Genomic DNA, 23,053 nt, shown 5'->3' with positions numbered 1-23,053 from the left:
CCTCATCCTTTCCCGTTTCACCAGTCTGGCTCCAGGTCGTCCAGCAGCTCCAGCTCCCGGAACACTGCCGCCACCCGGGCCTCGTATTCCGCAGGGTCCTTCGCCTTGCGGATGGCCTTTCCGTATTTTGCCCCGTCCCGGAACAGACAGATCAGATAACACCACAGCTCCTTCATCCGCAGCATGGCGCTGTGCCTGCTGCCAAAGCCCTGAGTATAGCAATCAAAAACTTCGGACAAGAAGCCCATCAGCTCATCTCTGGATGCGGCGGGCCCTCCCGTCAGCTTCCGGGCCAGAGCCGGGTCACCGATCAGCCCCCGGCCCAGCATGATCCGCTCCACACCGGGACATTCCTTCTGAAATTCCTCCACCGCCGCCACCGTGTACAAATCCCCGTTGTAGCACACCGGCGCTTTGCTCCGCGCCGCCGCGGCAGCAAACACCTCCCGCCTGGGGTGATTCTTATACTGATCCTTCTGCACCCGGGGGTGGATGATCAGCTCCTTGACGGGATAGCGGTTATAGAGCTCCAGAATGGGCCAGAACTCTTCCGGGTCGGAAATACCCAATCGGGTCTTGATGGAAATCTCAATGGGGCACTGGGAAAAAACTTCCTCCAGGAATTGCTCCAACTCTTGGGGCACAGCCAGAAACCCAGCCCCCTTCCGCTTGGCGGTCACCGTACCGGAGGGACAGCCCAGGTTCAGGTTGACCTCCCTGTACCCCATGTCCGCCAGGGTCTTGGCCGCCCACAGAAAGTCCTCTCCCCGGCGGGTAAGCAGCTGAGGCACCAGGGGAACCCCCTGGTTGCCCGACGGCTCAATCTCCCGCAGCTCCCGCTTGGGAAACACATGGTCCTGAGTGGGGGACAGAAAGGGGGTATAATACCGCTCCACACCCCCAAACCACTTCTGATGGGCGCTGCGATACCACACGCTGGTGACCCCCTCCATGGGGGCAAATTCTATCTTCAAACGTCTCTCTCCTCATTATTATACGCTGCTGGAAATTGTAGCCCATCCTCTCCCTCTCTGTCAAGGGCAGATCCCCCTTGACAACATGGTATGGCTGTGCTATACTTCTTTTGTGGTTAGTTATAGCTAACCATTATATTTACCAAATGATTAGTTATAACTAACCAAAAAAGGAGCCCACTATGCACTTTGAACAAGCCCTGATTGAGCACGGCGCCCTCACCCTGGCGGGCCTGAAGCCCGCCTCCCTGTTCCGGTTTCTTCCCCGGGATGGAAAGGCCTTTATCGCCCGCTTTCTGGAGTGCCGGGAGGAGCTGGCCAAACGGGGGCTGCGGCTGGTGATCCTGAAGGGCTGCCGGAAAACGGGCTCCTATCTGCTCTGTCTCTACCGGGAGCGGGAGCTGACCGCCCTGCTGGCCCGGACAGAGTACCGGCAGTTCCTCTATTCCATGGGCTACCGGCCCTGGGACGGAGTGCGGGGCTGCCTGCGGCAGCTGGCGGTGCGGCTGTGCCTGGATGAGGAGTTTCCCCACGAGATCGGCGTATTTCTGGGGTATCCCCTGGAGGACGTGACCGGCTTCATCGCCCATGGCGGCAGAAATTACACCTGCAGCGGCTGCTGGAAGTGCTACGGCGACCCGGAGGCGGCACAGAGACGGTTTGCCCGCTACCGCCGGTGTACCGAGCTCTACCGCCGCCGCTACGCCCAGGGCGCCACCCTGGGGCAGCTCACCGTGGCTGCCTGATTCTCTCAGAACGAAAGGAAGGATACACATGAGCAAAATCGCAATTGTCTATTGGAGCGGAACCGGCAATACCGAGGCCATGGCCAACCTGGTGGCCGAAGGGGTGGCCGCTGCCGGCGGGCAGGCCGACCTGCTGACCCCCGAGCTGTTTGACGCCGGGCAGGTGGACCAGTACGCCGCCTTTGCCTTCGGCTGCCCCTCCATGGGAGCGGAACAGCTGGAGGAGGCGGAGTTCGAACCCATGTTTACCGCCGTCAAGCCCAGGCTGGCGGGCAAAACCGTGGGGCTGTTCGGCTCCTACGGCTGGGGGGACGGCGAGTGGATGCGCACCTGGGCGGCGGACTGCGAGGACACCGGGTGCGACCTGATCGCCGAGCCGGTGATCGCCTGCGGCGCTCCCGAGGGGGGTACCGCCGACGCCTGCCGGGAGCTGGGCCGCGCGCTGGTCCGCTGAGGAATGGCAGAAAAGGACGCTCTGCTACTTCTGATAGAGGTATCTTAACGTGTATCTTCGGATTAGGCAGGCAGTGTAGTTGCGCTGTCTGCCTTTTCCACTGTCTCCTTGTAGAGAAGTATATCGTCCGTTTCGTTGCGGTTGCAGAAAGCAAAACCTGACTGGTATTGATGTATGTTTTATCTCTTCAAGGCGCTTTTTAAAAACGGTTTGACACAACTAACCCATTGTGTTATAATGAGTGCACGACGCGCAGTGCGTGATGCATGGTAAGTCCAATCGCCGCTGCGCATCATTTTATGCTCAAAAGTTAGTTATTGCTAACCACAAAGAAAGGGGAGGATCTTATCAGACCGTATCGATCTACCATTGTCCTGCTTGTTCTGCTGCTTATCGTATCCTGCTGTTCGCTGTTTGTAGGGGTCATCGATCTGACGCCAGGTGAGCTTCTGACAGGTAATTTTGAGCAGTTGGAAATTTTCATCATCTCTCGGCTGCCCCGCCTGCTGGCGGTCCTATGCACCGGCATCTGCATGAGCGTGGCGGGTCTCATCATGCAGCAGCTGTGCAGTAACAAATTCGTGTCACCCACAACAGGCGCCACCATTTCTTCGGCTCAGTTCGGCATTCTGCTGGCGCTGCTGTTCATGCCGGCATCCACCCTGTGGAGCCGGGCCATCTTCGCTTTTGCCGCGGCGATCCTTGGCACCTGGATCTTCGTCTGGTTCTTTCAGCGCATCCAGTTCAAGGATGTGGTGATGGTACCACTGGTGGGCATCATGTTCGGCAATGTCATCGGCGGCATTACCAACTATCTGGCCTACAAATACGAAATGACCCAAGCGTTGTCCTCCTGGCTGGTGGGCCATTTTTCGCTGGTGCTGAAAGGCCGGTACGAGATCGTCTGGCTGACGGTACCGCTGGTGGCGCTGGCGTTTGTCTTTGCCAATCACTTCAACATTGTGGGACTGGGAAAGGATTTTTCCAAGAACCTGGGTGTCCCGTACAACCTGGTTCTCTTCTCCGGACTCACCATTGCCGCCATGATCACTGCCAGTATCGTGGTTGTGGTGGGTTCCGTCTCTTACATCGGCCTGATCGTACCAAATGTGGTGGCCATGTACAAGGGCGATAAGATCCGGGGCACGCTGGTGGACACCGCCCTGTTCGGCGCTATCTTCGTGCTGGTGTGCGACATGATCGGTCGAGTGGTGATCTTCCCCTATGAGCTGCCCATTGAGCTGATCGTTGGCATTCTGGGGAGCCTGATCTTCATTGCCCTGCTGTTTTACCGACTCAAGCACGGCCGCAAGGCCATCCGCCTGGGCAGCGCCGGGACAGGCTGCTGCTCCGCCATGCCTAACCTGAAAGGAGGTGCGGACCAGTGAACACTGCTGCCTTGCGCTCCAACCAGCGCAAACTGCTGATCCTGGCTGCGATCGTTCTTCTCTGTGCAGCGGGATATATGCTGGTGGATGTCAACTTTTCCAATCCCAAACTCCTGGCCTATGCCATGAAGATCCGTACCCCCAAGCTCATCGTCATGCTCATCACCGCCTTTTCCATCGGCGGAGCCTCTCTGGTGTTCCAGTCCATCATCAACAACACCATTGTGACCCCCTGCCTGCTGGGCATGAATTCCCTGTATACCCTCATCCACACAGCGGTGGTGTTTTTCCTGGGCTCCTCCAGTATCATCGCATCCAGCGCAAATCTTTCCTTCGCGGTGGACGTGGTATTCATGGGAATTACCGCCACTATTATTTACAGCTGGATCTTCAAAAAGACCAAGCACAATGTACTCTATGTGCTGCTGGTAGGCACGGTTCTGACCTCTTTCTTCGGCAGCATTCAGACGACGCTGACCCGTGTGATGGACCCTAATGAGTACGACACTCTGCTGAATACCCTGGTGGCCAGTTTCAGCAACATCAATTCCGAGATTATCGTCTTTTCCCTGATTCTTCTGGCAAGTGTCATCTTCATCCTGCGTAAGGAGTTGGCTCTGCTGGATGTGCTGACGCTGGGCAAGGAACAGGCCATCAATCTGGGCGTGGACTACGACCGCTGCATCCGCCGCCTGCTGCTGGGCGTGACCCTCTGCATCGCCGTGGCCACCGCCATGGTGGGACCCATCTCCTTTTTGGGGCTCATCATCGCCAACCTGTCCCGTCAGCTGCTCAAAACCTTCCGGCACACCCAGTTAATTCTGGGTACAGCACTGTTCGGCATGGTCGTGCTGGTGGGCGGGCAGCTTATCGTGGAACATGTGTATTCCTATTCCGTGCCGGTGAGCGTTTTCATTACCGTGGGCGGGGGCCTCTATTTCCTCTATCTTCTCCTGACAAGAAAGAAGGTGTAATTGTGCGAATTCAGGAATTGACCAAACAGTATGACGGTAAAACCGTGGTGGACGGCGTGACCTTCGCTATCCCCAGGGGCAAGGTAATTTCCCTCATCGGCCCCAACGGTGCGGGCAAATCCACTGTCATGGGCATGATCTCCCGGCTTATCGCCCACGACAGCGGACTGGTGGACTTCGAGGGCAAGGACATCGGCAAATGGAAAAGCAAGGAACTCTCCAAACGTCTTGCCATCCTGACCCAAACCAACAACATCCAGATGAAGCTGACCGTGCGAGAGCTGGTGACATTCGGGCGTTTTCCCTATTCGGGCAACCGGGTCACCCCGGAAGATCAGAAGATCATCGATCGGGCCATTGCCTACATGGAGCTGGAGGAATTTCAGGATCGTTTCATCGACGAGCTCTCCGGCGGCCAGCGGCAGCGGGCGCTGATCGCCATGGTCATCGCCCAGGATACCGAGTATGTGCTTCTGGACGAGCCTACCAACAACCTGGACATTTACCACGCCACCAATATGATGAAAATCGTTCGCCGCCTCTGCGACGAGCTGGGAAAGACGGTGATTTTGGTGCTGCATGAGATCAACTATGCGGCATTTTACTCTGATTACATCTGTGCCTTCAAGGACGGAAAAATCGCCAAGTTCGGCACTGTGGAGGAGGTGATGACAAAAGAGAATCTGTCACAGATTTATCAGGTGGACTTTGAGATCCTGACCATTGCGGGCAAACCCCTGTCCATCTACTATTGATTCCCTTATTTTCAGTACTTTTAGAAAAGGAGCAACCAAAAATGAACCTGAAAAAGATGCTTTCTCTTGCCCTGGCCGGCGTGATGGCTTTGAGCCTTATGGCCTGCTCCGCACAGAACGGCGGCGGCTCCACCGAGGCTGGCGGAAACGTGGGCGGTCAGGTCGACAGTGAGGCCCAGAACAACGCCGCCCAAGAGACTGTAACCATCACCAGCCTCAATGCCAGCCATGAGGCGGCTGAGCTGGAGGTGCCCTACGACCCTCAGCGCATCGCCATTCTGGATATGGCCTCTCTGGACATCCTGAACGCGCTGGGTGTGGGCGACCGGGTAGTAGGCACCGCATCCACCAGCCTGGAGTATCTTCAGGACTACATCAATGACGATATCGCCAATCTGGGCACCATCAAGGAGGCCGATCTGGAAGCCGTCATGGCATGCGAGCCGGATGTCATCTTCATCGGCGGCCGCCTGGCTTCCAGTTATGACGCCCTCAGCGAGATTGCTCCTGTGGTCTACCTGGCCACTGATACCGAGCTTGGCGTAGTGGAAAGCGTGCGGCAGAACGCTACCACCATTGCCTCCATGTTTGGTCTGGAGGACAAGGTGGATGAGCTGATGGCCAATTTTGACGCCCGGATCACCACCCTGTCCGAATTTGCCGCCGGCAAGACCGCCATCGTGGGACTGGTCACCAGCGGTAGCTACAATGTGCTGGGCAATGACGGCCGCTGCTCCATGATTGGACGCGAAATTGGTTTCGAAAATATTGGCGTGGACGCCAACATCGACACCTCCACCCATGGCAACGAGGCATCTTTTGAGTTCATTGTGGAGAAGGCACCCGACTATATCTTCGTTCTGGACCGTGATGCCGCCATCGGCACCGACGGGGCAAAGCTGGCCCAGGAGATCATGGAAAACGAACTGGTGATGAGTACCGACGCCTACAAGAACGGCCATCTCGTCTATCTGGCCCACCCTGCCGTTTGGTATACCGCTGAGGGTGGCATTACTGCGCTGGACATCATGCTGTCCGACCTGGAAAGCGAACTGTCGGTCTCGTGAAATTAGCTGCCTGGACTTTTTATTAAGCCATAAGCAGCCTCAATACATCAACAGGCCAGAGGATACGCATTGGATCCTCTGGCCTGATAGCTATTCAAGCGACAGGAAAGATGTTGGCCCCAGCGCAACGATGCACAGGACTGTAACATACAGCTCCATGTCCCCCTCCGACAAGGGAAAGCAAGAATTAGGGCGTTGACCGCCATACTCAGCAGCAGCCGAGGCACAGGCATGCTGCCTATTTTGTTCAGGCCAATCTCTCCGTGGTCATGTTCCGCGCCGGAAGATGGCTTCTGAACTTCCGGCCCGGCCACCTCACGAAATTCCGTGAACACGGGCTGGGTCATACCGGTCCTGCCAGGGCCGCTCCTCCGCGGGATAGCCACAGGCTATAAATGCAAACGCATCCAGATGCTCCGGAAGCCGCAGTACCTGCCGGGCAGCCTCCATCCGCTCCGCCAAAGGCGCGGCGCCAAGCCACACCGCCCCCAGTCCCTGACTCACTGCCTCCAGGAGCAGGTTTTCGATTGCGGCAGAGCAGTCGATCTGGGCATACTCCGGCATAGGACAGTCTTTCCGACAGCACACCACGATGCCCAGAGGCGCATTCTTCAGGCAGCCGGCATAGGGACTGCAGGCAGCCAGTTCTCCCAGCCGCATTCGGTTGGTAACGACATAAAACTCCCAGGGCTGTTGGTTTCCGGCAGATGGAGCCGCCATGGCAGCACGAAGCAGCAGTTCTGTTTTTTCCCCTCCTACAGGCCGATCTTGAAAACGACGAACGCTGACCCTGCGAAAAATCTCGTTCATATGTATCTTCCTCCATTGAAAAAATAAAATGAGCGGCGTAACTGGATTTACGCAGTTACGCCACTCGTTATATAACAGTTTATCATAATAAAGTTCGCATTGTCAAGTTCCTGATGTTGACAGAGCACCGCACAGCGCTGTGCTCTCACAGCTTTTATGGGAGACAAATTTTCGCCACATCTATCTTCGGATATTAAAGTACAGTTAATTTACAGCATGGTATGATAGGACCACCAAAAAAACAGGAGGCTCGTTTATGTATTGTAAGAAAGTCACCGCATTGCTGCTTTCCCTGTCCCTGACGGCAGGACTGTGCGCCTGCGGTCAGAAATCATTGAGAGCGGAAATCGAAGAAACCACTTCAGCCGTGGCCGATGCCGAAGAAAAAGCGTATATTGAGGAGACTTTAAATCTGGCCAATAACACCGATCTGACCTGGACCTACAATACGGACGCTGATGCCTGGGTCATGTCTATTGTGTCCGCTGTGGTCTATCCGGAACTGCCAGATCAGCAGGGCGTTTCCGCCTGTATTCCAGGCGCCTATGTTACCGGCATTGACACTGACGGAGACAACTCTGCCGATGTGACCAGTAGGGAGGCCGGGGAGAAGCCGTCAGCGGCTCCTTGGTTATCGATTATGAGGCCCAGATTACCAGTACCAACGGCCAAACCTACACCGCAGCTACTGCCCCTGTCATCCTCAACACTGGTGCGGCTGGATACGGCTCCCAGATGAACTCCCTGGCGTCCACCACCTACGCGTCCGACGGATATATCAATGTGTCCTGCGGCAACCGGGGCAAGCAGGACACCGCCACTGATGAGGACGGAAACACATATTATACCGGCGACGCCCCCTCCTGCCTGGTGGATCAGAAGAACGCAGCCCGGTTCATAAAGTACAACATCCTGCTGGGCAACCTGCCGGGCAGCGTAAACTATATGGTTTCCACCGGCGGCTCTGGCGGCGGTGCCCATGCGGTGATGTTCGCTGTTACCTCCAATGATCCCGACTTTTACGACTATGAGATCGCTGCCGGCGCAGTGGGTATTTACTATACCGAGGACGGCGGCTACTCTACCGCCGTTACTATTGGTAGTACGGATTACGAGATCTCCGACGGGGCCTGGGGCTGCATCGCGTACAGTCCTATCACCTCCCTGGCGGAGGCGGATATGGCTATGGCCTTCGAGTATGACCTGGATGCGGAATACGGCTTTTCCACCCCGTTCCAGGCTCAGCTGGCTGAGTACCTGTCCGCAGCCTATATGGAGCATATCAACGAGCAGAACCTCTCCGTTAATGAGTCCGATGTGGGCTTTGACCTCAACGGCGACGGGGATCTGGAGGACTCCGTCGCCCTGACCATTGAGTATGACCCCGAGGCATACCCCGAGACCAACGGCTACTACGGAACCTATCTGGATCTGTATCTGGCCGAGTTCACAGCGAATCTCCAGTGGTATGTGGACAGTCGGGATTACGCCGAAGGCTGGACCTGGTTTGACGCAGACGGCAACGCTCTCACTGATGAGGAGGTAGCCGCCATGACCGTACAGGACAAGGCGGAGGCCTTTCTGGAGGGCCGCTATGCCAAAAGTTCAACAGGCGGCATGGGCGGCGGCATGATGGCCGGTGGAATGGACGGCAAAGGCGATACGGAATTTGACCCGGAGCAGCTGCCTGAACGCGCTGATGGCCAGATGCCAGATTGGAAAGACGGTCAGATGGACCGTGGCAACGGCGGTGGCAACCATGAGATGATCGTGGGCACACCTGATGCCGGCACCACCCAAGCCGCTGGCAGCAGTGTGGACTCCAACAACTACGCCACCTATGAGGAGATGGTGGAGGCCTACCGCACCGACATTGAAAGCATCGAGGCTGGGGATCAATACGGCAACAACCTGGTGGAGCTCTATAACCCCCTGAACTATATCAGTGCGGAGGATGCAGAAAATCCGACCTGGGTGAGAATGCTCTGCGGCGCGGCGGAGGGCGACATCTCCATGCTCAACTCCCTGAACCTTCAGATCGCCATGCTGAATGCCGGGATTGATGCTACGATCGAATGGCAGTGGGACGGCGGACATGTGCCCTCTGAAGTGCTGGGTGACTCCTTCAGCCTGTATGTGGATCAGATGTACGGGGAATATGTGAACGGCGCAGCCGCTATCACCAAGGCCGCCGCTGAGCCTCAGACCGTCAACGGCACCGCCACCGAGGCCACCGGCACTGATCTGACCGGCTGGGTCAGCTATGAGGATGGAACAGTCTCCTTCTCCTTGGCCGACGCGGCTGCCTACCGCACCGCCGGAGCCAGCAAAGCCATCCCCGGCTTTGATGCCATCGACTACGGTCAGGAGGATTATGTGTTTGGCACCAAAGAGCAGGATGCCCGCCACTGGGACAGCGTTCTGCTAGAGATTTTCGAGACCTATGCCGATACGCTTGCACCTCTGTTCAACAGCGGTGCTGAGCAATAAGACTAATTTAATGGTAAGGAAGCAGGGACCCTCTTGGGTCCCTGCTTCCTTACTGTTGGTATCAAAATGGCGGGTAAATCCTGCGCTCCATTTATGATATATTTGAGTTAAAGCAGCACATTTGTGTTCCTGTTTATACCAATAGTCGATTGGATGAAGTGGAGAGAAATCATGTGCTAAGGAGAGCTGTCCGCATCCTGTTTTATGCCTGGGGTGATCTACCCAGGGCGTGCTCCTTGATCTTTTGAAAGGTCTCCTCGCTGAGGTCGTGTTCAATCTTGCAGGCGTCCGCCGCCGCCACGTCGGGACTGACGCCAAGATGGATGAAAAATTGGGTAAGCAGCTTGTGCCGCTCATAGATCCGGCGGGCAATCTCCTCCCCGGCGGGCAGCAGAGAGATATAGCCCTCCTTGTCCACCTCAATATAACCGCTCTCCCGCAGTTTCTTCATGGCCACGCTGACGCTGGGCTTGGAAAAATGCAGGTGGTTGGCGATGTCGATGGATCGCACCAGCCCCTGGGTCTCATGCAGGCTGAGGATGGTCTCCAGATAATTTTCGGCGGATTCGTAAATGTTCATGGCCCTTCTCCTTTCCGGCAGGAGCTTTTTTACAGTGTAACATAACTCAGTCCCTTTGGCAAGGCGGCTCCAGCCTCCGCCAGGCGGGCACCTGCCGCCACAGCAGGCAGGCCAGCCAGCCGCACAGCAGCCCCACCGCCATACCCGCCAGCACATCGCTGGGGAAATGGACCCCCACATACAACCGGGAAAAGCCCATCAGGGCGGCCAATACCACGGCGATCACCTTCATCCACCGCCAGGGCAGCGTACGGCACCAGGCGGAGGCGGCGGCAAAGGCGGCGCAGGTGTGGCCCGACGGGAAGGAGTTGGGGTCGTGCTCCTCCACCAGCGGCACCAGTCCCTCCACCGACAACCAGGGCCGGGCCCGGCCCACCAGATGCTTGAGGGCCACATTGGTACACAGCAGCCCCAGCAGCATGGCCAGCAGGCTGGCCAGTCCCGCCTTGCGGGTTTTCCGAAAGCAGAGCATCAGTACGGACAGCGCGATCCACAGCATGCCCGCGTCGCCCAGCTTTGTATACACGCTTAGAATACCGTTGCACACAGCGCAGCGCAGCGTCTCCTGAATCCACAGCAGCACGCCGCCGTCTATTGCGAGAAACCATTCCGGCATAGCAATCCTCCTAATAAAAAATCAGGGGCGGCGCATCTGCCGCCCCTGTCTGGTGTCATATTATTCCGCCTCTTCGCCCCACACGCAGTAGGTGATGGTGCCGGAGCTCATCTCAAATTTATCGGTTTTGATAATGTGGCTCTTGCCCAAACGGACCTCCTGGGTGCCGATCTCCGAGGTGATGGTGTTGACCACGTTGCACTCAACGGTAAAGGTCAGGTCCAGCAGCTGCTTGTCGGTGGACACCAGCAGCATGTCCCCGCTGGCGCTGACGGTGGCGTTGGTGGTGTGGGGCTTGGCCTCCACCGCGATTACCTGGCCGTCCAGCAGCTCGCCGGAGGCCATCAGCGTGGAGGGAATATACTGCTGGATATTCTCATAGACCTCGGGCTGGACGCTCTCCACCAGCACTTTATAGGTCACCTGAGTGGTCTTGGGGTTGACGGCTATGGTGCTGTTGGGGCCCAGGAATTTGACGCCCAGCACCGCCGCGGCGATTACAATGACCAGAATCACCAGCAGATCCACAATGTTGATCTTTCCAAAGAGTCTTCCCTTTTCGTCTATCATCTTTTGTAGCCTCCGAGGTTGTAAATTGACGGTATCGTTGGTACAATGGTACTCGGGTATTGTACCATATCTCCCCACAGCCCGACAAGTACTTTCTTTGGAGGTTTCCAATCCATGAAGGTCATCCACCTGATCTCCGGCGGCGACAGCGGCGGGGCCAAAACCCACGTCCACTCGCTGCTTCAAAATCTCTCCCGCACCATTGAGGTAACCATGGTGTGCTTTATGGAGGGTCCCTTTGCCCAGGAAGCCCGGGAGCTGGGCATTTCCACCGTGGTTCTGCCCGGGCACAATCTGCTGCACACCTTCCGCACCCTGAAGCAGATGATCCGGGAGGGCGGCTATCAGATCATCCACTGCCACGGCGCCCGGGGCAACATGATGGGCGCCCTGCTGCGGAAGGCCACCGGCCTGCCGGTGGTCACCACCGTCCACTCGGACTACCGGCTGGACTACCTGGGCCGCCCCTTCTCCCGCGTCTCCTACGGCACCATCAACACCATCGCGCTGCGGCGTCTTGACTACCGCATCGGCGTATCCGACGCCATGACCAACCTGCTGATCTCCCGCAAGTTTGACCCGGACAAGCTGTTCACCATCTACAACGGCCTGGACTTCACCCCCCGCACCCCCGCCATGACCCGGGAGGCCTACTGGAAAAGCGTGGGGCTGCAGGCGGATGAAAACAGCGTGGTGGTGGGTATCGCCGCCCGGCTCAACCCGGTGAAGGACATCGCCACCCTGGTACGGGGCTTTGCCCTGGCCCATGAGACCTGCCCCAATCTGCGGCTGCTCATCGCCGGCGACGGCGAGCAGATGGACATGCTCAAAAACCTGGCCCGGGAGCTGGGGGTGGCGGAGCAGGTGTGCTTTGCCGGCTGGGTCACCGACACCGACAGCTTCTACAACGCCCTGGACATCAACACCCTCACCTCCCTGTCCGAGACCTTCCCCTACTCCCTCACCGAGGGAGCCCGGGCGGGACTGCCCACGGTGGCCAGCCGGGTGGGAGGCGTGCCCTACCTCATTGAGCACGGCGTCCACGGCTTTCTCTTTGAGGCGGGAGACGATCAGGCCCTGGCCCGCCATCTGATCACCCTGGCCCAGGATCCGGAGCTGCGCCGCCACATCGGCCAGCGGCTCTATCAGCGGGCCAGGGAGGACTACTCTCTGGAGAGTACCCTTCAGCGGCAGCTCTCCATCTACCAGGCCATCCTCCGCCGCCAGGGCCGCAAGACCGGCCGACGGGACGGGGCCCTGGTGTGCGGCGCCTACGGCCGGGGCAACGCCGGAGACGACGCCATTCTGGAGGCCATTGTCACCGAGCTGCGGCAGGTGGACCCCGACCTGCCGGTGTGGGTGCTCTCCCGCAATCCTGAGAGCACCCGGCTTACCTACCGGGTCAACTCCATTTACACCTTTGCCTTCCCCAAATTTTTGTGGCGGATGCGCAAGACCAAGCTGTATATCAACGGCGGCGGCTCCCTGATGCAGGATGTGACCAGCCACCGCTCCCTGTGGTTTTACCTGTTCACCATCTCCTGGGCCAAACGACTGGGCAACCAGGTGATGATGTACGGCTGCGGCATCGGTCCCATCCACTCCCCCGCCAACCGCCAGCGGGCCTCCCGGGTCCTGCAGAAGAGTGTGGACGCCATCACCCTCCGGGATACCCACTCCAAGGACGAGCTGGAGGATATGAAGGTCACCGCGCCGGAGATCATCCTCTCCGCCGACCCCACCGTCATCCTCCCCCCCTCCCCCGAGCAGGCCATCGACGGCATTCTGGAAAGTCAGGGCATCGACCCCAAGGGAAAGTATATTGGCTTTGCCCTGCGGCCCTGGCCGGGCTTTGAGGAAAAGGCCCAAATCTTTGCCGCCGCCGCGGATTATGCCTACGAGAAGTATGGCCTGACCCCCGTCTTTTTACCCATTGAGCGGCGTCTGGACGTGGCCGCCGCCCGCTCCGCCGCCCAGTATATGAAGGCCCCCCACTATATCCTGCAGGAGACGGGCAGCTCCAGCCACACCATCGGCCTGTTCGCCCGGATGCAGGTGGTGGTGTCCATGCGCCTGCACGCCCTGGTATTCGCCGCGGGGCAGGGCGTCCCGCTGGTGGGCGTGGTATACGACCAGAAGATCAGCTCCTTCCTCTCCTATATCGGGCAGGATCTCTATACCGACCTGAGAGAGGTAACGGCGGAGGGACTCCGGCACTATATCGACGGGGCCTGCGCCCGCATTGGGGACCAGGAATTTTTGTCCGGCGGCGTGGACCGGCTGCGCCGGGTCGAGGAGCGCAACAGCGAGACCGCCCGCAAACTCCTGGAGAGGTGAGCGGCCTTGAAACAGATCCTCTGCCTCTCCTGTACCCCCTGGCGTACCATTCCCACCCGTACCCAGCAGCTGATGATCCGGCTGAAGGACGCCCAGGTGCTCTTTTTTGAGCCGCCGGGCAGACGCTGGAAGGACCCGGGCCGGAACATGCGGCCCGGTTTGACGGTCTACACCCTCCCGCCGGTGCTGGAGGCGGAGGAGCGGCACCGGCTGCTGTTCCGCCGCCACTATCGCAAATTGGCCAACTATATCCAGCGGCGGATGGACCGGCACCGGTTCCGGGAGCCGCTGCTGTGGTGTACCTCCCCGGAGCAGGTCCACTTGCTGGAATACCTGCCCCACCGGGGCGTGGTGTACGACTGCTACCGGGACTGGGAGGACTTTTCTCCGGTGTGGGAAAGCGATCTGGCCCTGGCCGCCGACGTGATCTTCGCCGCCTCCCCCGGGCTGAGGCACCACCTGGCCCCCTGCAACGACAATATCGCCATCCTGCCCAACGGGGTCAACCACCTGATGTTTACCCGGCCCAACGCCGAGTGTCCCCGGGAGCTGGCGGGCATCCCCGGCCCGGTGCTGGGCTACTGCGGGGTGGTATGGGAGGACCTGGACCTGGCGCCGGTGGCCGCCGCCGCCGGGGAACTGCCCGGCTGCACCTTTGTCTTTCTGGGCCGGGTGGAGGACGGCCCTATGGTCCGCCATCTGAAACGGTTCCCCAATGTGCGTTTTCTGGGCCGCCGCCCGCCGGTGGAGGTACCTGACTACCTGGCCCGGTTTGACGTCTGCCTCAACCTCCAGCGCTGGTCGGAGCAGTATGACGACATCATTCCCACCCGGGTGTACGAATACCTCTCCTCCGGCAAGCCCACCGTGTCCATGTTTTACCCCGAACAGGTGGAGCATTTCCCCGACGTGGTCTACGGCGCCCATTCCCCGGAGGAATTTGCCCGTCTGTGCCGCCGGGCCCTGGCCGAGACCGGCGACTGGGCCCGCCTGCGCCGCCAGGAGCACGGCGCCAGCGCCGCCTGGTCGGTCCGGGCTCAGCAGGTCGCCCGTATTCTGGCCGCCATCGGCCTGTATTAGTCGCGCATATCCCCACCCCCGTTCCAGTAAAATGGGACGGGGGTGAATGTTATGCTGACCGCGATCCTGTCCCATCCGGTGACCGCCCTGACCTGCCTGCTGGTGCTGGCAGTGGTGGCAGTCAACGGCTGGACCGATGCGCCCAACGCCATCGCCACCGCGGTGTGCACCGGGGCCATGCCCTTCCGGCGGGCGGTGGGGCTGGCCGCCCTGTGCAATCTGCTGGGATTGGGCTGGGCCGTGGCCTTCTCCCCGGTGGTAGCCGAAACTCTGTTTTCCATCGCCGGTTTTGGGGCGGACGTACCCGCCGCCCGCTCCGCCCTGTGCGCCGGGCTGTGCGCCGTGGTGCTATGGTCCACCGCCGCCTGGCGCTTCGGCATCCCCACCAGCGAAAGCCACGGTCTGGCCGCCGCCGTCACCGGCGCCGCCCTGGCCCTGCCCGGCGGCACGGTACACCCCGGCCCCTGGGCCAGGATCCTGCTGGGCCTGGCCCTGTCGGTGTGCCTGGGCTGGCTGGCCGGACGGCTGTTCCGGCGGGCTCTGACCCTACTCCGCCCCTCTCCCGCCCTGTGCCGCCGGGGACAGGTGGGGGGCGCGGCGGCCATGGCCTTCCTCCACGGCGCCCAGGACGGCCAGAAATGTCTGGGCATCCTGCTGCTGGGGCTCTCCCTCTCCCCCGTTCTGCCTCAGCAGAGGATTTTCTCCATTCCTTTGGAGCTGACCCTGCTGTGCGCCGGAGTCATGGCGGCGGGCACAGCCCTGGGCGGCCGTCGGATCATCGACACGGTGGGCCGGGAGATGGTGTGCCTGAGTCCCAGGCAGGGGCTGGCCGCCGACCTGGGCGGGGGATCCTGCCTGCTGGCCTGCACCCTGCTGGGCCTGCCCGTCAGCACCACCCACGCCAAAACCGCCGCCGTCCTGGGGGCCGGCTCCAGAGCCGACCGGCGGGTGGCCGGCCGGATCGCGCTGACCTGGCTGTTCACCTTTCCCGGCTGCGGCCTGCTGGGTTTTTTCCTGGCAAAGCTCTTTCTCTTTGGCTCCTGATGTGATATACTGCCTTCCGCGGGAATTCCCCATTATGGGACAGGAGGCGACCTTTTATGAAGTATCATACCGCCATTTTCGATCTGGACGGCACCCTGCTGGACACCCTGCAGGACCTGGCCGACAGCACCAATTACGCCCTGGCGCTCCACCACTTGCCCACCCGCACGGTGGAGGAGGTCCGCCGCTTCGTGGGCAACGGCGTGGGGCTGCTGATCCACCGGGCGGTGCCGGAGGGCACGGACGAGGCCCTGGAGCATCAGGTGCTGGCCGATTTCCGGGCCCACTACCTGGTGAATATGGAGCACAAGACCGCCCCCTACCCCGGGGTGCTGGAGCTGCTGGACCGGCTCCGGGCGGCGGGAATCCGTACGGCGGTGGTATCCAATAAGTTTGACGGCGCAGTGAAGGGTCTGTGCCAGGCCTATTTCGGAGACCGGGTGGAGGTGGCCATCGGGGAATCCCAAGGGGTGGCCCGCAAGCCCGCCCCCGACACCGTATTCCGGGCCCTGGCCGAGCTGGGAAGCCAGGCGGAAGGCGCGGTGTACATTGGCGATTCCGACGTAGACATCCAGACTGCCCAAAATTCTGGCCTGCCCTGTATCTCGGTGAGCTGGGGGTTCCGGGACGAGGCCTTCCTCCTCGAGCACGGAGCTGCTACTATCGTGGCCAACCGGGAGGAGCTGGCTGAACTGCTTCTGGAGGCATAATGGATGAAAAGCCGGGCCGGCGATCTCGCCGGCCCGGCTTTTTTCTTGACAATATCGAGAGACGATATTATAATATCCACAGACGATATCGAGACACGATATCAGGAGGTGAGGAAGATGGGCCGCAAGACCCTGGAGCTGCTGACCGAGTCCATGTTTTACGTGCTCATGTCCCTGCTGCGGGAGGACCGGTGCGGCACCGAGATGGCCGACTGGGTGCAGGGTCGTACCGGAGGCCGGGTCCGGCTGGGCCCCGGCACCCTGTACACCATTCTAGCTAAGTTTCAGGAGGAGAACCTGATCCGGGAGACGGCAGTGGACGGCCGGCGGCGGACTTATACTCTGACGGATGAGGGCCGCAGACGCTATCTGGAGGAGGTGGCCCGGCTGCGGGCCTGCCTGAGCGACGCGGAGGAGGAAGGGCAATGAAAGACATCATACGCAAGTTGATCTATATTGAGCCGCTGGACATGGACCACTTTGAGGGCTGGCTGGAGGAGATGGCCCGGAAGGGACTGCTGTTTGAGCGGATGTCCTATTGGGGCGTGGTGTTCCGCCGGGGGGAGCCCGCCGCCATACGCTACCGGCTGGAGCCCGCCGGGCGGCTGTGGACCCGGGAGAGCAAGGACTACTGCAGGGAGTTGGGCTGGAACTATCTGGGTCAGGCGGGGCAGCATTTTGAACTCTACGCCAACCCTGATCCGGAGGCCCCGGAGCTCCACACCGACCCGGTGGTGCAGAGCTATGCGCTGGACCTGCTGGGCAAGCGGCTGCGCTGGTACCTGGGCGGGCTGGCCGCCCTGACCTTGCTGCTGCTGGCCGCCGTCCTCTTCCCCGTCCTCACCCGGCAGGCGGAGATCGCCAATTTCCCAAATCTGTGCCTGCTGGTCTTTGACCTGTTTGTCCTGGCCCAAGAGATACGGACCTACATCTCCTTCTTCCGGCTTCGTCGGCAGCTGGCAGAGGGCTTGCCGCCCCAGCGGGACGGCAGCTGGCGGCGGAGCATGGGCTGGAGAACGCTCCCCATCCTGGTGGGTCTGGCTGTGCTGCTCCTGGAGCTGGGACTTCTGGCGGCCCTTCCTCTGTCCTGATCTGAGCGCTCAACTTTTAAAAGCACGGGAGGAATCACCATGAAGGATACAGTGCGGAAATGGATGTGTCTGGACCCCATCGACATGGACCATTTCGAGGGCTGGCTGGAAGCCATGGCCCAAAAGGGCCTGTTCTTTGAACGCCCCTGGGCCCTGGGTATCGTGTTCCGCCGGGGGAAGCCCGCCCATGTCCGCTACCGGCTGGACCCCGCCGGAAACCTGTGGAGCCGGGAAAACCGGGACTATTGCAGGACCTTGGGCTGGGAGTACGCGGGCAGCCTGGTGCAATACTTCGACCTGTATGTCAATTTTGACCCGGAGGCACCGGAGCTGCACACCGACCCGGTGGTGCAGAGCTACGCCCTGGAACAGGTAGCAAAGCGGGCCAAGCGAACCTGTATCCTGCTGACCACCCTGACCCTGGTGATGCTGGCCGTTGTCCTTCTGCCCTTTTTCCTTTTCTCCACACCCATTCTTACCTGGCTGGTGGAAAGCCCCACCAGCGGCAACCTGCTTGTGATCCTCCTGGATTTACTCTCTACCGCCATGACTGTCCAGGCATACCGTTCCTTTTTCCGGCTGCGCAGGCGGCTGGAGGAGGGGCTGCCGCCTCGCCGGGACGGAAGCTGGCGGTCCGCCGTTCATTTTCAGCGGGTACTGACCTGGATTGTCCTGTCCCTGACGGTCCTTTACGCAGCCGTTCTGGTGGTCACCACCTCCCGCGCCTGGGAAGGGCAGCTGGACGGTCTGAGCAAGCCCGTCCCCACCCTGTCTCTGACGGAGCTGGAAGATGACCCGGCGCTGGAGCCCCTGGTGGACGGCCGCTGGACCGACGGCCAGGACCGGAACAACTACGTCTCCTTTGCCTGCACCCTGGTGGCCCCGGCGCAGTATGAGATCATCCAAAAGCTCACCGACGGCAGAGACTATGAACCCCGGCTGACAACCCGCTGGTACCGGCTCTCCCTCCCCTTCCTGGCCTCCCCGCTGCTGGATGAGCTGGTGTACCAGCACACCCAGCACTACTATTCCCCCGATGACTATGACGTGGAAGAGCTTACCCTCTCCGGCTTTGACCGGGCGGTACTGGCCACCGACACCCACTGGCCCGGCCAGCGGCTCTTTCTCCAAAAGGGCAATGTGGTGGTCTACCTGAGCTACTCCGGCAATCAGGACCTGACCAGCCGCCCGGAGCTGCTGGAAGAACTGATCTCCTTCCAGGGTTAGAACATCCGTTTGACTTCCAGGCGGAAGCGTGATATCCTAGAAGTAAAGGGGGTGATGGGATGGAGCGGGTGATTCTCCACTGTGATCTGAACAGCTTTTACGCCTCGGTGGAGCTGCTGGACTACCCGGAACTGCGGGACAAGCCGGTGGCGGTGTGCGGCGACCCGGAGAGCCGCCATGGCATCATTCTGGCCAAAAATGAGCCTGCCAAGGCCTATAAGGTCCAGACCGCCGAGACCATCTGGCAGGCCCGGCGGAAGTGCCCCGACCTGATCCTCCTCCCCGCCCACCACGGCAAGTATCGGGCATACTCCAAACAGGTCAACGCCGTCTATGAGCGGTACACTGACCTGGTGGAGCCCTTTTCCATCGACGAGAGCTGGCTGGACGTGACGGGCACCCTCCATTTGTTCCACACCGACGGCAAGGGGCTGGCCGACCGGATCCGCCGGGCGGTGCGGGAGGAGCTGGGTCTTACCGTGTCGGTGGGGGTATCCTTCAACAAGGTCTTTGCCAAAATGGGCAGCGACTACAAAAAGCCGGACGCCACCACCGTCGTCTCCCGGGACAATTATCAGGAGCTGCTGTGGCCCCTGCCGGTGACCGATCTGCTGTTTGTGGGGCGGGCGGCGGCCCGGGTGCTGGCGGGCTACGGGGTACGCACCATCGGGGATCTGGCCCGGTTTGACCGGGCGGCGTTGGGGGAGATCCTGGGCAAGGGGGGCTACACCCTCCACGACTATGCCACCGGAGCGGAGCACAGCCCGGTAATCCCCGCCCGGGACATGCCGGGGCCCAAATCGGTGGGCAACGGCCTCACCTTTCCCCGGAATCTGGTGGGATGGGCAGAGCTGCGCACCGCCCTGTCCGAGCTGGCCGACGAGGTGGCCGCCCGGCTGCGCAAGCACGCCCTCAAGTGTACCACCGTACAGGTCACCATCCGGGACCCCAACTTCAAGGATATCTGCCGCCAGACGCGGCTGGCCGCCCCCACCTACGTCTCAAGGGACCTGGTGGAGGCGGCCATGGCGCTGGTGCGGGCGGCGTGGAACGAAAAGGCCCCGGTGCGGGCCCTCACCATCACCGCGCAGAATCTGGTGGAGGAGGGTGACGCGGGGGAACAGCTCAATCTGTTCGCCGCCAATGCCGCCCCCCGGAGGGACAAGCTGGAGAAGCTGGAAAAGGCCATGGACGGCATCCGGGACAAATTTGGCCGGGAGGCCATCTCCTCCGCCTCCAATCTCCGGCGGGGAGACCGGCGGCCCATCCCGCCGGGACCGCCGGAGGATGTCAGGCCGTCGGGACATACACCGGGTCGGTCAACGTGAGGCTCTGGCCGTCGTAGGCCAGTGTGCAGGTAAGCGTACCCACATAATTGCCCAGGGGCGGGCCGTTGACCGGGTCGCAGATCCCGATATCCACGGTAAAGAGATCGGGAAAATAGCAGATATAGCCGCAGGAGAGCGGATCCAGCCCCAGCTCCTTCAGCGTGGCCTCCACCCATGCCGCCTCCTCCTCGCCCAGGGTGAAGGTGGCTGCCAGGGCATAGCCGCCGCCCTCACCCGGTTCCAGCACGTGGAGCGCTTCCAGGCTCGCCCCCGTGCCGTGTCCCTCATACCGGATAATGGCCAGCTCGTCTGTCCCGTCCCCGTCCAGGTCAGCCCAGCCTGGCGTTGCCCAGGCATGCTGACCGGACAGGAGCGCGCCTGTATCAAACCAGGAGGTCACACCATTTACCCACACCCCCATCTGGCTGGTCTCCAGCTCCGGGTCATTGCGCACATAGATGGACACACCGGTGGTGTCCTCCCCCTGAGCGGGGTCCGGCCACAGGCGCACGGTAATCTCCTCCCCGGCGGCAGGCTGACCGGGCAGTTCCTCCTCCGGCACCGCCCAAAAGACGGTGCTCCACTGGGTCTGGGTCCCGTCCGGCCAGGTATATGCCACCGTCACCCCCAGCAGCAGATCCTCTCCTTTCCACCAGCCCTTTTCCTCCAGGTTCAGGGGAAAGCCAAAGGCGGAGTACACCTGTTCCCGCTCCTTGCCGCCGCTGCTGCCTCCCACCGGGGCCTGGTCCGCCACACCATACCTCTCGTCCAGCAGATAGAGCGTAAGCTCGGTGGACTGGAAGGGTTCTGAGAGGTCGTTGACGGTAAGAATGGCGTCCATAGGCAGGGTACACAGATTGCCCTGAACCACAATGGAGCCAAACTCCGACGGTCCGCCCTCACAGACCGGCAGGATGGTGCCGACGGAGACCATCAGCGGTTCCTCCAACACCTGGTCCTCCCGCACAGAGGGCACCAGGAGGCGGTAGGCATAGGTAGCTGAGCGGGTGGCAAAGCCCTCCTTCCAGGTATAGGTAAAGACCACCCCCCGCTCCTCCGTCCCCTTCCCTGCCGAGTCCGCCCGGGGCTGGAGTGCGATTGTATACGTCATAGAGCCGTTGTGCCCTTCCATCCACTGGCCATCCTGAAGCAGGTAGTCGGTATAAGTCCCTTCCGTGGGGCGGGACTGGCCAGACAGGCTCAGGCCGGCGTTGTGGGACCAGATGTAGTCATCTGTAAACAAGGGAGCGTCGGCCAGCAGCTCCGCCGGATCCGGGGGCGTCTCCCCGTCCCAGTCCGCGGCGGTGAGCTCCGCCTGGCGATGGTCAAGGGACAGGGTGACGGTGGGCGGCGACTGAGGCAGACCCGCCCCGCCGGTGGAATCCGCCGCCAGCCACAGGCCAACGCCCACAGCGGCTATGACCAGAATAATTGCCGCAAGGATGGCAGGCTTTCGGTAGGACAGAGCCCCCTTCACCCGGCGGGATACGTCGTGCTCCCCGAAGGCGGCGGGCAGGCGGCTGGTCTCGGGGGCGGCCAGGGCCAGCAGAGCCCGGGCGTAGCCGGTGCGCTCCCCTTCCGGCAGGTTGCTCAGCACCCCCTCGTCGCAGGAGGCCTCCAGATCCCGGCAGAACAGCCGCCAGGCCAGCCACAGCACCGGGTTGAACCAATGGACCGCCGCCGCCAGAAAGAAGAGGGGCTTCCACAGAAAATCCCCCCGGCACAGGTGGAACCGCTCATGGGAGAGGACATAGCTCCGGTGAGGCTCCTCCAGCCCCTGGGGCAGATAGATGTTGGGCGGGAAAAAGCCCAGGACGAAGGGCGGACCGGACTGATCACTCTCCAAAACCCCGGGCGCCACCCGCACCGCCGTCTCCATCCGCTTTTTCAGCTTCCGGTGGGCATACAGCCACCAGCCCCACAGAACGGCCACTCCCGCCAGCCACAAAACGGACAGCGGCAGCATGGGGGAAAGCTGGGATTCCGGCACCTCCGACGGCTCCATGGGCGTGAGCTCCACCACGGCGTCCTCCGGCAGGGGCTCCGCCGGGGAGATGGCCGGGACGCCCACCGTGCCCGGCTGCTGCACAGGCTCTTGGGTGGCCTGCACTTGGGCCGCGGTGGGCAGCGCTTCTTCCACCAGGGCGGCGGCCCCCCAGGGGCTGGTGAAGCTGACGGGGCACACCATGCGGAAGAGCACCACCGCCCACAGCAGCAGCCGCACAAAGGCCGGGGCCCTCAGCCGCACCAGCGCCCACCGCAGAACCAGCACCACCAGAGCGGTAAGGCCGGCGGTGAGGCTCATGCCCCCTACCGCTGCCAACAGCTCAGTCATGGCGCGCCTCGCTCTCGTCAATCAGCCGCCGCAGCTCTTCCGCCTCCTGGTGGGAGAGCTTTTTTCCGCTGAGAAAGGCGGCCACGAAGTTGGGCAGGGAGCCGCCGAAGGACTTGGCCACCGCCGCCTCACTCTCCCGGCGGAGCACCTGCTCCCGCTGGATCAGGGCCGTGACGGTGGCGTTTTCGTTCTTTAAAATCCCCCGCTCCCCCAGCTTGCGCACCAGGTTGAAGGTGGTGGACTTCTTCCAACCAAGCTTCTCCTGACACAGCCGGGACAGCGCGGTGGAGTTGATGGGCTGGCGCTCCCACAACAGCTCCATCAGCTTGTACTCCGCATCGAACAGCTTGAAATCTTCCATCTTGCACCCCGCCTTTCGTTTGGTTTGTCTAAAGAAACCTCTTTTATGAGGCTAGTTTATCAGAACAAACCTCTTGTGTCAAGGCAAAAAACTGGCGCACAGCAAATGCTGTGCGC

Annotated in this window: 23 protein-coding genes; 16 read left to right on the top strand and 7 right to left on the bottom strand. The window is 61.0% G+C overall.

Annotation, left to right across the window (positions count from 1 at the left end):
• Window positions 1–17 precede the first annotated feature (17 nt).
• Window positions 18–974 (bottom strand): tRNA-dihydrouridine synthase family protein, encoded by a 957-nt coding sequence (locus tag B5F88_RS03895; RefSeq protein WP_242959624.1) that lies wholly within the window; start codon window positions 972–974, stop codon window positions 18–20.
• 182 nt (window positions 975–1,156) lie between these two features.
• On the opposite strand from B5F88_RS03895, the gene B5F88_RS03890 reads away from it, so the two are divergent.
• The 6 genes from B5F88_RS03890 (at window position 1,157) to B5F88_RS03865 (ending at window position 6,358) form a co-directional block, all read left to right on the top strand.
• Window positions 1,157–1,720, top strand: coding sequence for a DUF3793 family protein (locus B5F88_RS03890; RefSeq protein ID WP_087341818.1), 564 nt, complete (start codon window positions 1,157–1,159; stop codon window positions 1,718–1,720).
• Window positions 1,721–1,748: 28 nt separating this feature from the next.
• Window positions 1,749–2,174: a flavodoxin gene (locus B5F88_RS03885; RefSeq protein WP_087341815.1), complete on the top strand. Its 426-nt coding sequence runs from the start codon at window positions 1,749–1,751 to the stop codon at window positions 2,172–2,174.
• Between the two features lie 317 nt (window positions 2,175–2,491).
• Window positions 2,492–3,562, top strand: a complete 1,071-nt coding sequence (locus B5F88_RS03880) for an iron chelate uptake ABC transporter family permease subunit (protein ID WP_343286452.1) — start codon at window positions 2,492–2,494, stop codon at window positions 3,560–3,562.
• Window positions 3,559–4,536: an iron chelate uptake ABC transporter family permease subunit gene (locus B5F88_RS03875; RefSeq protein ID WP_087341813.1), complete on the top strand. Its 978-nt coding sequence runs from the start codon at window positions 3,559–3,561 to the stop codon at window positions 4,534–4,536. The genes B5F88_RS03880 and B5F88_RS03875 overlap by 4 nt, the downstream gene beginning before the upstream one ends.
• Window positions 4,537–4,538: 2 nt before the next feature.
• A complete protein-coding gene (locus tag B5F88_RS03870; RefSeq protein WP_087341811.1) occupies window positions 4,539–5,291 on the top strand; it encodes an ATP-binding cassette domain-containing protein in 753 nt (250 codons plus the stop codon).
• 41 nt (window positions 5,292–5,332) lie between these two features.
• Window positions 5,333–6,358: an ABC transporter substrate-binding protein gene (locus B5F88_RS03865; RefSeq protein WP_087341809.1), complete on the top strand. Its 1,026-nt coding sequence runs from the start codon at window positions 5,333–5,335 to the stop codon at window positions 6,356–6,358.
• Between the two features lie 315 nt (window positions 6,359–6,673).
• On the opposite strand, the gene B5F88_RS03860 is transcribed toward B5F88_RS03865, so the two are convergent.
• Complete coding sequence (locus B5F88_RS03860; protein WP_087341807.1) at window positions 6,674–7,168, bottom strand: nitroreductase family protein; 495 nt, start codon at window positions 7,166–7,168, stop codon at window positions 6,674–6,676.
• Between the two features lie 256 nt (window positions 7,169–7,424).
• On the opposite strand from B5F88_RS03860, the gene B5F88_RS03855 reads away from it, so the two are divergent.
• Window positions 7,425–7,907, top strand: coding sequence for a hypothetical protein (locus B5F88_RS03855; RefSeq protein ID WP_087341805.1), 483 nt, complete (start codon window positions 7,425–7,427; stop codon window positions 7,905–7,907).
• Window positions 7,796–9,658, top strand: a complete 1,863-nt coding sequence (locus tag B5F88_RS03850; RefSeq protein ID WP_162612105.1) for a hypothetical protein — start codon at window positions 7,796–7,798, stop codon at window positions 9,656–9,658. Before B5F88_RS03855 ends, B5F88_RS03850 begins: the two co-directional genes overlap by 112 nt.
• 202 nt (window positions 9,659–9,860) lie before the next feature.
• On the opposite strand, the gene B5F88_RS03845 is transcribed toward B5F88_RS03850, so the two are convergent.
• The 3 genes from B5F88_RS03845 to B5F88_RS03835 are packed head-to-tail and all read right to left on the bottom strand — an operon-like array spanning window position 9,861 to window position 11,424.
• Entirely contained in the window at window positions 9,861–10,238 is a 378-nt protein-coding gene (locus B5F88_RS03845) for a metal-dependent transcriptional regulator (protein WP_087341799.1), read from the bottom strand.
• A gap of 46 nt (window positions 10,239–10,284) precedes the next feature.
• Complete coding sequence (locus tag B5F88_RS03840) at window positions 10,285–10,854, bottom strand: phosphatase PAP2 family protein (protein ID WP_087341797.1); 570 nt, start codon at window positions 10,852–10,854, stop codon at window positions 10,285–10,287.
• A gap of 60 nt (window positions 10,855–10,914) precedes the next feature.
• Complete coding sequence (locus B5F88_RS03835; RefSeq protein ID WP_087341795.1) at window positions 10,915–11,424, bottom strand: DUF4330 domain-containing protein; 510 nt, start codon at window positions 11,422–11,424, stop codon at window positions 10,915–10,917.
• Between the two features lie 114 nt (window positions 11,425–11,538).
• On the opposite strand from B5F88_RS03835, the gene csaB reads away from it, so the two are divergent.
• From csaB to dinB, 8 genes are all read left to right on the top strand, one after another.
• Window positions 11,539–13,761 (top strand): polysaccharide pyruvyl transferase CsaB, encoded by a 2,223-nt coding sequence (csaB, locus tag B5F88_RS03830; RefSeq protein WP_087341793.1) that lies wholly within the window; start codon window positions 11,539–11,541, stop codon window positions 13,759–13,761.
• A 6-nt stretch (window positions 13,762–13,767) separates the two neighbouring features.
• The gene (locus B5F88_RS03825) at window positions 13,768–14,841 is read left to right on the top strand and encodes a glycosyltransferase (RefSeq protein WP_087341791.1); all 1,074 of its coding nucleotides are present in this window, start codon (window positions 13,768–13,770) and stop codon (window positions 14,839–14,841) included.
• Between the two features lie 51 nt (window positions 14,842–14,892).
• Entirely contained in the window at window positions 14,893–15,885 is a 993-nt protein-coding gene (locus B5F88_RS03820; protein ID WP_087341789.1) for an inorganic phosphate transporter, read from the top strand.
• 56 nt (window positions 15,886–15,941) lie between these two features.
• On the top strand, window positions 15,942–16,595 hold the full coding sequence (locus B5F88_RS03815; protein ID WP_087341787.1) for an HAD-IA family hydrolase: 654 nt from the start codon (window positions 15,942–15,944) through the stop codon (window positions 16,593–16,595).
• Window positions 16,596–16,712: 117 nt separating this feature from the next.
• Complete coding sequence (locus tag B5F88_RS03810) at window positions 16,713–17,024, top strand: helix-turn-helix transcriptional regulator (RefSeq protein WP_087341785.1); 312 nt, start codon at window positions 16,713–16,715, stop codon at window positions 17,022–17,024.
• Window positions 17,021–17,686, top strand: coding sequence for a DUF2812 domain-containing protein (locus B5F88_RS03805; protein WP_087341783.1), 666 nt, complete (start codon window positions 17,021–17,023; stop codon window positions 17,684–17,686). The genes B5F88_RS03810 and B5F88_RS03805 overlap by 4 nt, the downstream gene beginning before the upstream one ends.
• Before the next feature lie 39 nt (window positions 17,687–17,725).
• A complete protein-coding gene (locus B5F88_RS03800) occupies window positions 17,726–18,913 on the top strand; it encodes a DUF2812 domain-containing protein (RefSeq protein WP_087341781.1) in 1,188 nt (395 codons plus the stop codon).
• Window positions 18,914–18,972: 59 nt separating this feature from the next.
• Window positions 18,973–20,241 carry a DNA polymerase IV gene (dinB, locus tag B5F88_RS03795; protein WP_087341779.1) on the top strand — a complete coding sequence of 423 codons (1,269 nt, stop codon included), beginning with the start codon at window positions 18,973–18,975 and terminating at the stop codon, window positions 20,239–20,241.
• Here dinB and B5F88_RS03790 read toward each other — a convergent pair.
• The gene (locus B5F88_RS03790) at window positions 20,204–22,576 is read right to left on the bottom strand and encodes a M56 family metallopeptidase (protein WP_087341777.1); all 2,373 of its coding nucleotides are present in this window, start codon (window positions 22,574–22,576) and stop codon (window positions 20,204–20,206) included. The two genes, dinB and B5F88_RS03790, sit on opposite strands and share 38 nt — an antisense overlap.
• Window positions 22,569–22,937: a BlaI/MecI/CopY family transcriptional regulator gene (locus B5F88_RS03785; RefSeq protein ID WP_087341775.1), complete on the bottom strand. Its 369-nt coding sequence runs from the start codon at window positions 22,935–22,937 to the stop codon at window positions 22,569–22,571. The genes B5F88_RS03790 and B5F88_RS03785 overlap by 8 nt, the downstream gene beginning before the upstream one ends.
• Window positions 22,938–23,053 lie beyond the last annotated feature (116 nt).

The organism is Flavonifractor sp. An306 (genome assembly GCF_002159455.1).
Taxonomy (GTDB): domain Bacteria; phylum Bacillota; class Clostridia; order Oscillospirales; family Oscillospiraceae; genus Flavonifractor.
The sequence above is the reverse complement of the archived record's forward strand: the minus strand, read 5'-3'. Positions and strand labels throughout refer to the sequence as shown.

What these genes read in the sequence shown, in the direction of transcription:
- B5F88_RS03890 (WP_087341818.1), top strand. Translation starts at nt 1,157, where the DNA reads ATGCACTTTGAACAAGCCCTGATTGAGCACGGCGCCCTCACCCTGGCG.
- B5F88_RS03885 (WP_087341815.1), top strand. Translation starts at nt 1,749, where the DNA reads ATGAGCAAAATCGCAATTGTCTATTGGAGCGGAACCGGCAATACCGAG.
- B5F88_RS03865 (WP_087341809.1), top strand. Translation starts at nt 5,333, where the DNA reads ATGAACCTGAAAAAGATGCTTTCTCTTGCCCTGGCCGGCGTGATGGCT.
- B5F88_RS03860 (WP_087341807.1), bottom strand. Translation starts at nt 7,168, where the DNA reads ATGAACGAGATTTTTCGCAGGGTCAGCGTTCGTCGTTTTCAAGATCGG.
- B5F88_RS03855 (WP_087341805.1), top strand. Translation starts at nt 7,425, where the DNA reads ATGTATTGTAAGAAAGTCACCGCATTGCTGCTTTCCCTGTCCCTGACG.
- B5F88_RS03845 (WP_087341799.1), bottom strand. Translation starts at nt 10,238, where the DNA reads ATGAACATTTACGAATCCGCCGAAAATTATCTGGAGACCATCCTCAGC.
- B5F88_RS03840 (WP_087341797.1), bottom strand. Translation starts at nt 10,854, where the DNA reads ATGCCGGAATGGTTTCTCGCAATAGACGGCGGCGTGCTGCTGTGGATT.
- B5F88_RS03835 (WP_087341795.1), bottom strand. Translation starts at nt 11,424, where the DNA reads ATGATAGACGAAAAGGGAAGACTCTTTGGAAAGATCAACATTGTGGAT.
- csaB (WP_087341793.1), top strand. Translation starts at nt 11,539, where the DNA reads ATGAAGGTCATCCACCTGATCTCCGGCGGCGACAGCGGCGGGGCCAAA.
- B5F88_RS03820 (WP_087341789.1), top strand. Translation starts at nt 14,893, where the DNA reads ATGCTGACCGCGATCCTGTCCCATCCGGTGACCGCCCTGACCTGCCTG.
- B5F88_RS03815 (WP_087341787.1), top strand. Translation starts at nt 15,942, where the DNA reads ATGAAGTATCATACCGCCATTTTCGATCTGGACGGCACCCTGCTGGAC.
- B5F88_RS03810 (WP_087341785.1), top strand. Translation starts at nt 16,713, where the DNA reads ATGGGCCGCAAGACCCTGGAGCTGCTGACCGAGTCCATGTTTTACGTG.
- B5F88_RS03805 (WP_087341783.1), top strand. Translation starts at nt 17,021, where the DNA reads ATGAAAGACATCATACGCAAGTTGATCTATATTGAGCCGCTGGACATG.
- B5F88_RS03800 (WP_087341781.1), top strand. Translation starts at nt 17,726, where the DNA reads ATGAAGGATACAGTGCGGAAATGGATGTGTCTGGACCCCATCGACATG.
- dinB (WP_087341779.1), top strand. Translation starts at nt 18,973, where the DNA reads ATGGAGCGGGTGATTCTCCACTGTGATCTGAACAGCTTTTACGCCTCG.
- B5F88_RS03790 (WP_087341777.1), bottom strand. Translation starts at nt 22,576, where the DNA reads ATGACTGAGCTGTTGGCAGCGGTAGGGGGCATGAGCCTCACCGCCGGC.
- B5F88_RS03785 (WP_087341775.1), bottom strand. Translation starts at nt 22,937, where the DNA reads ATGGAAGATTTCAAGCTGTTCGATGCGGAGTACAAGCTGATGGAGCTG.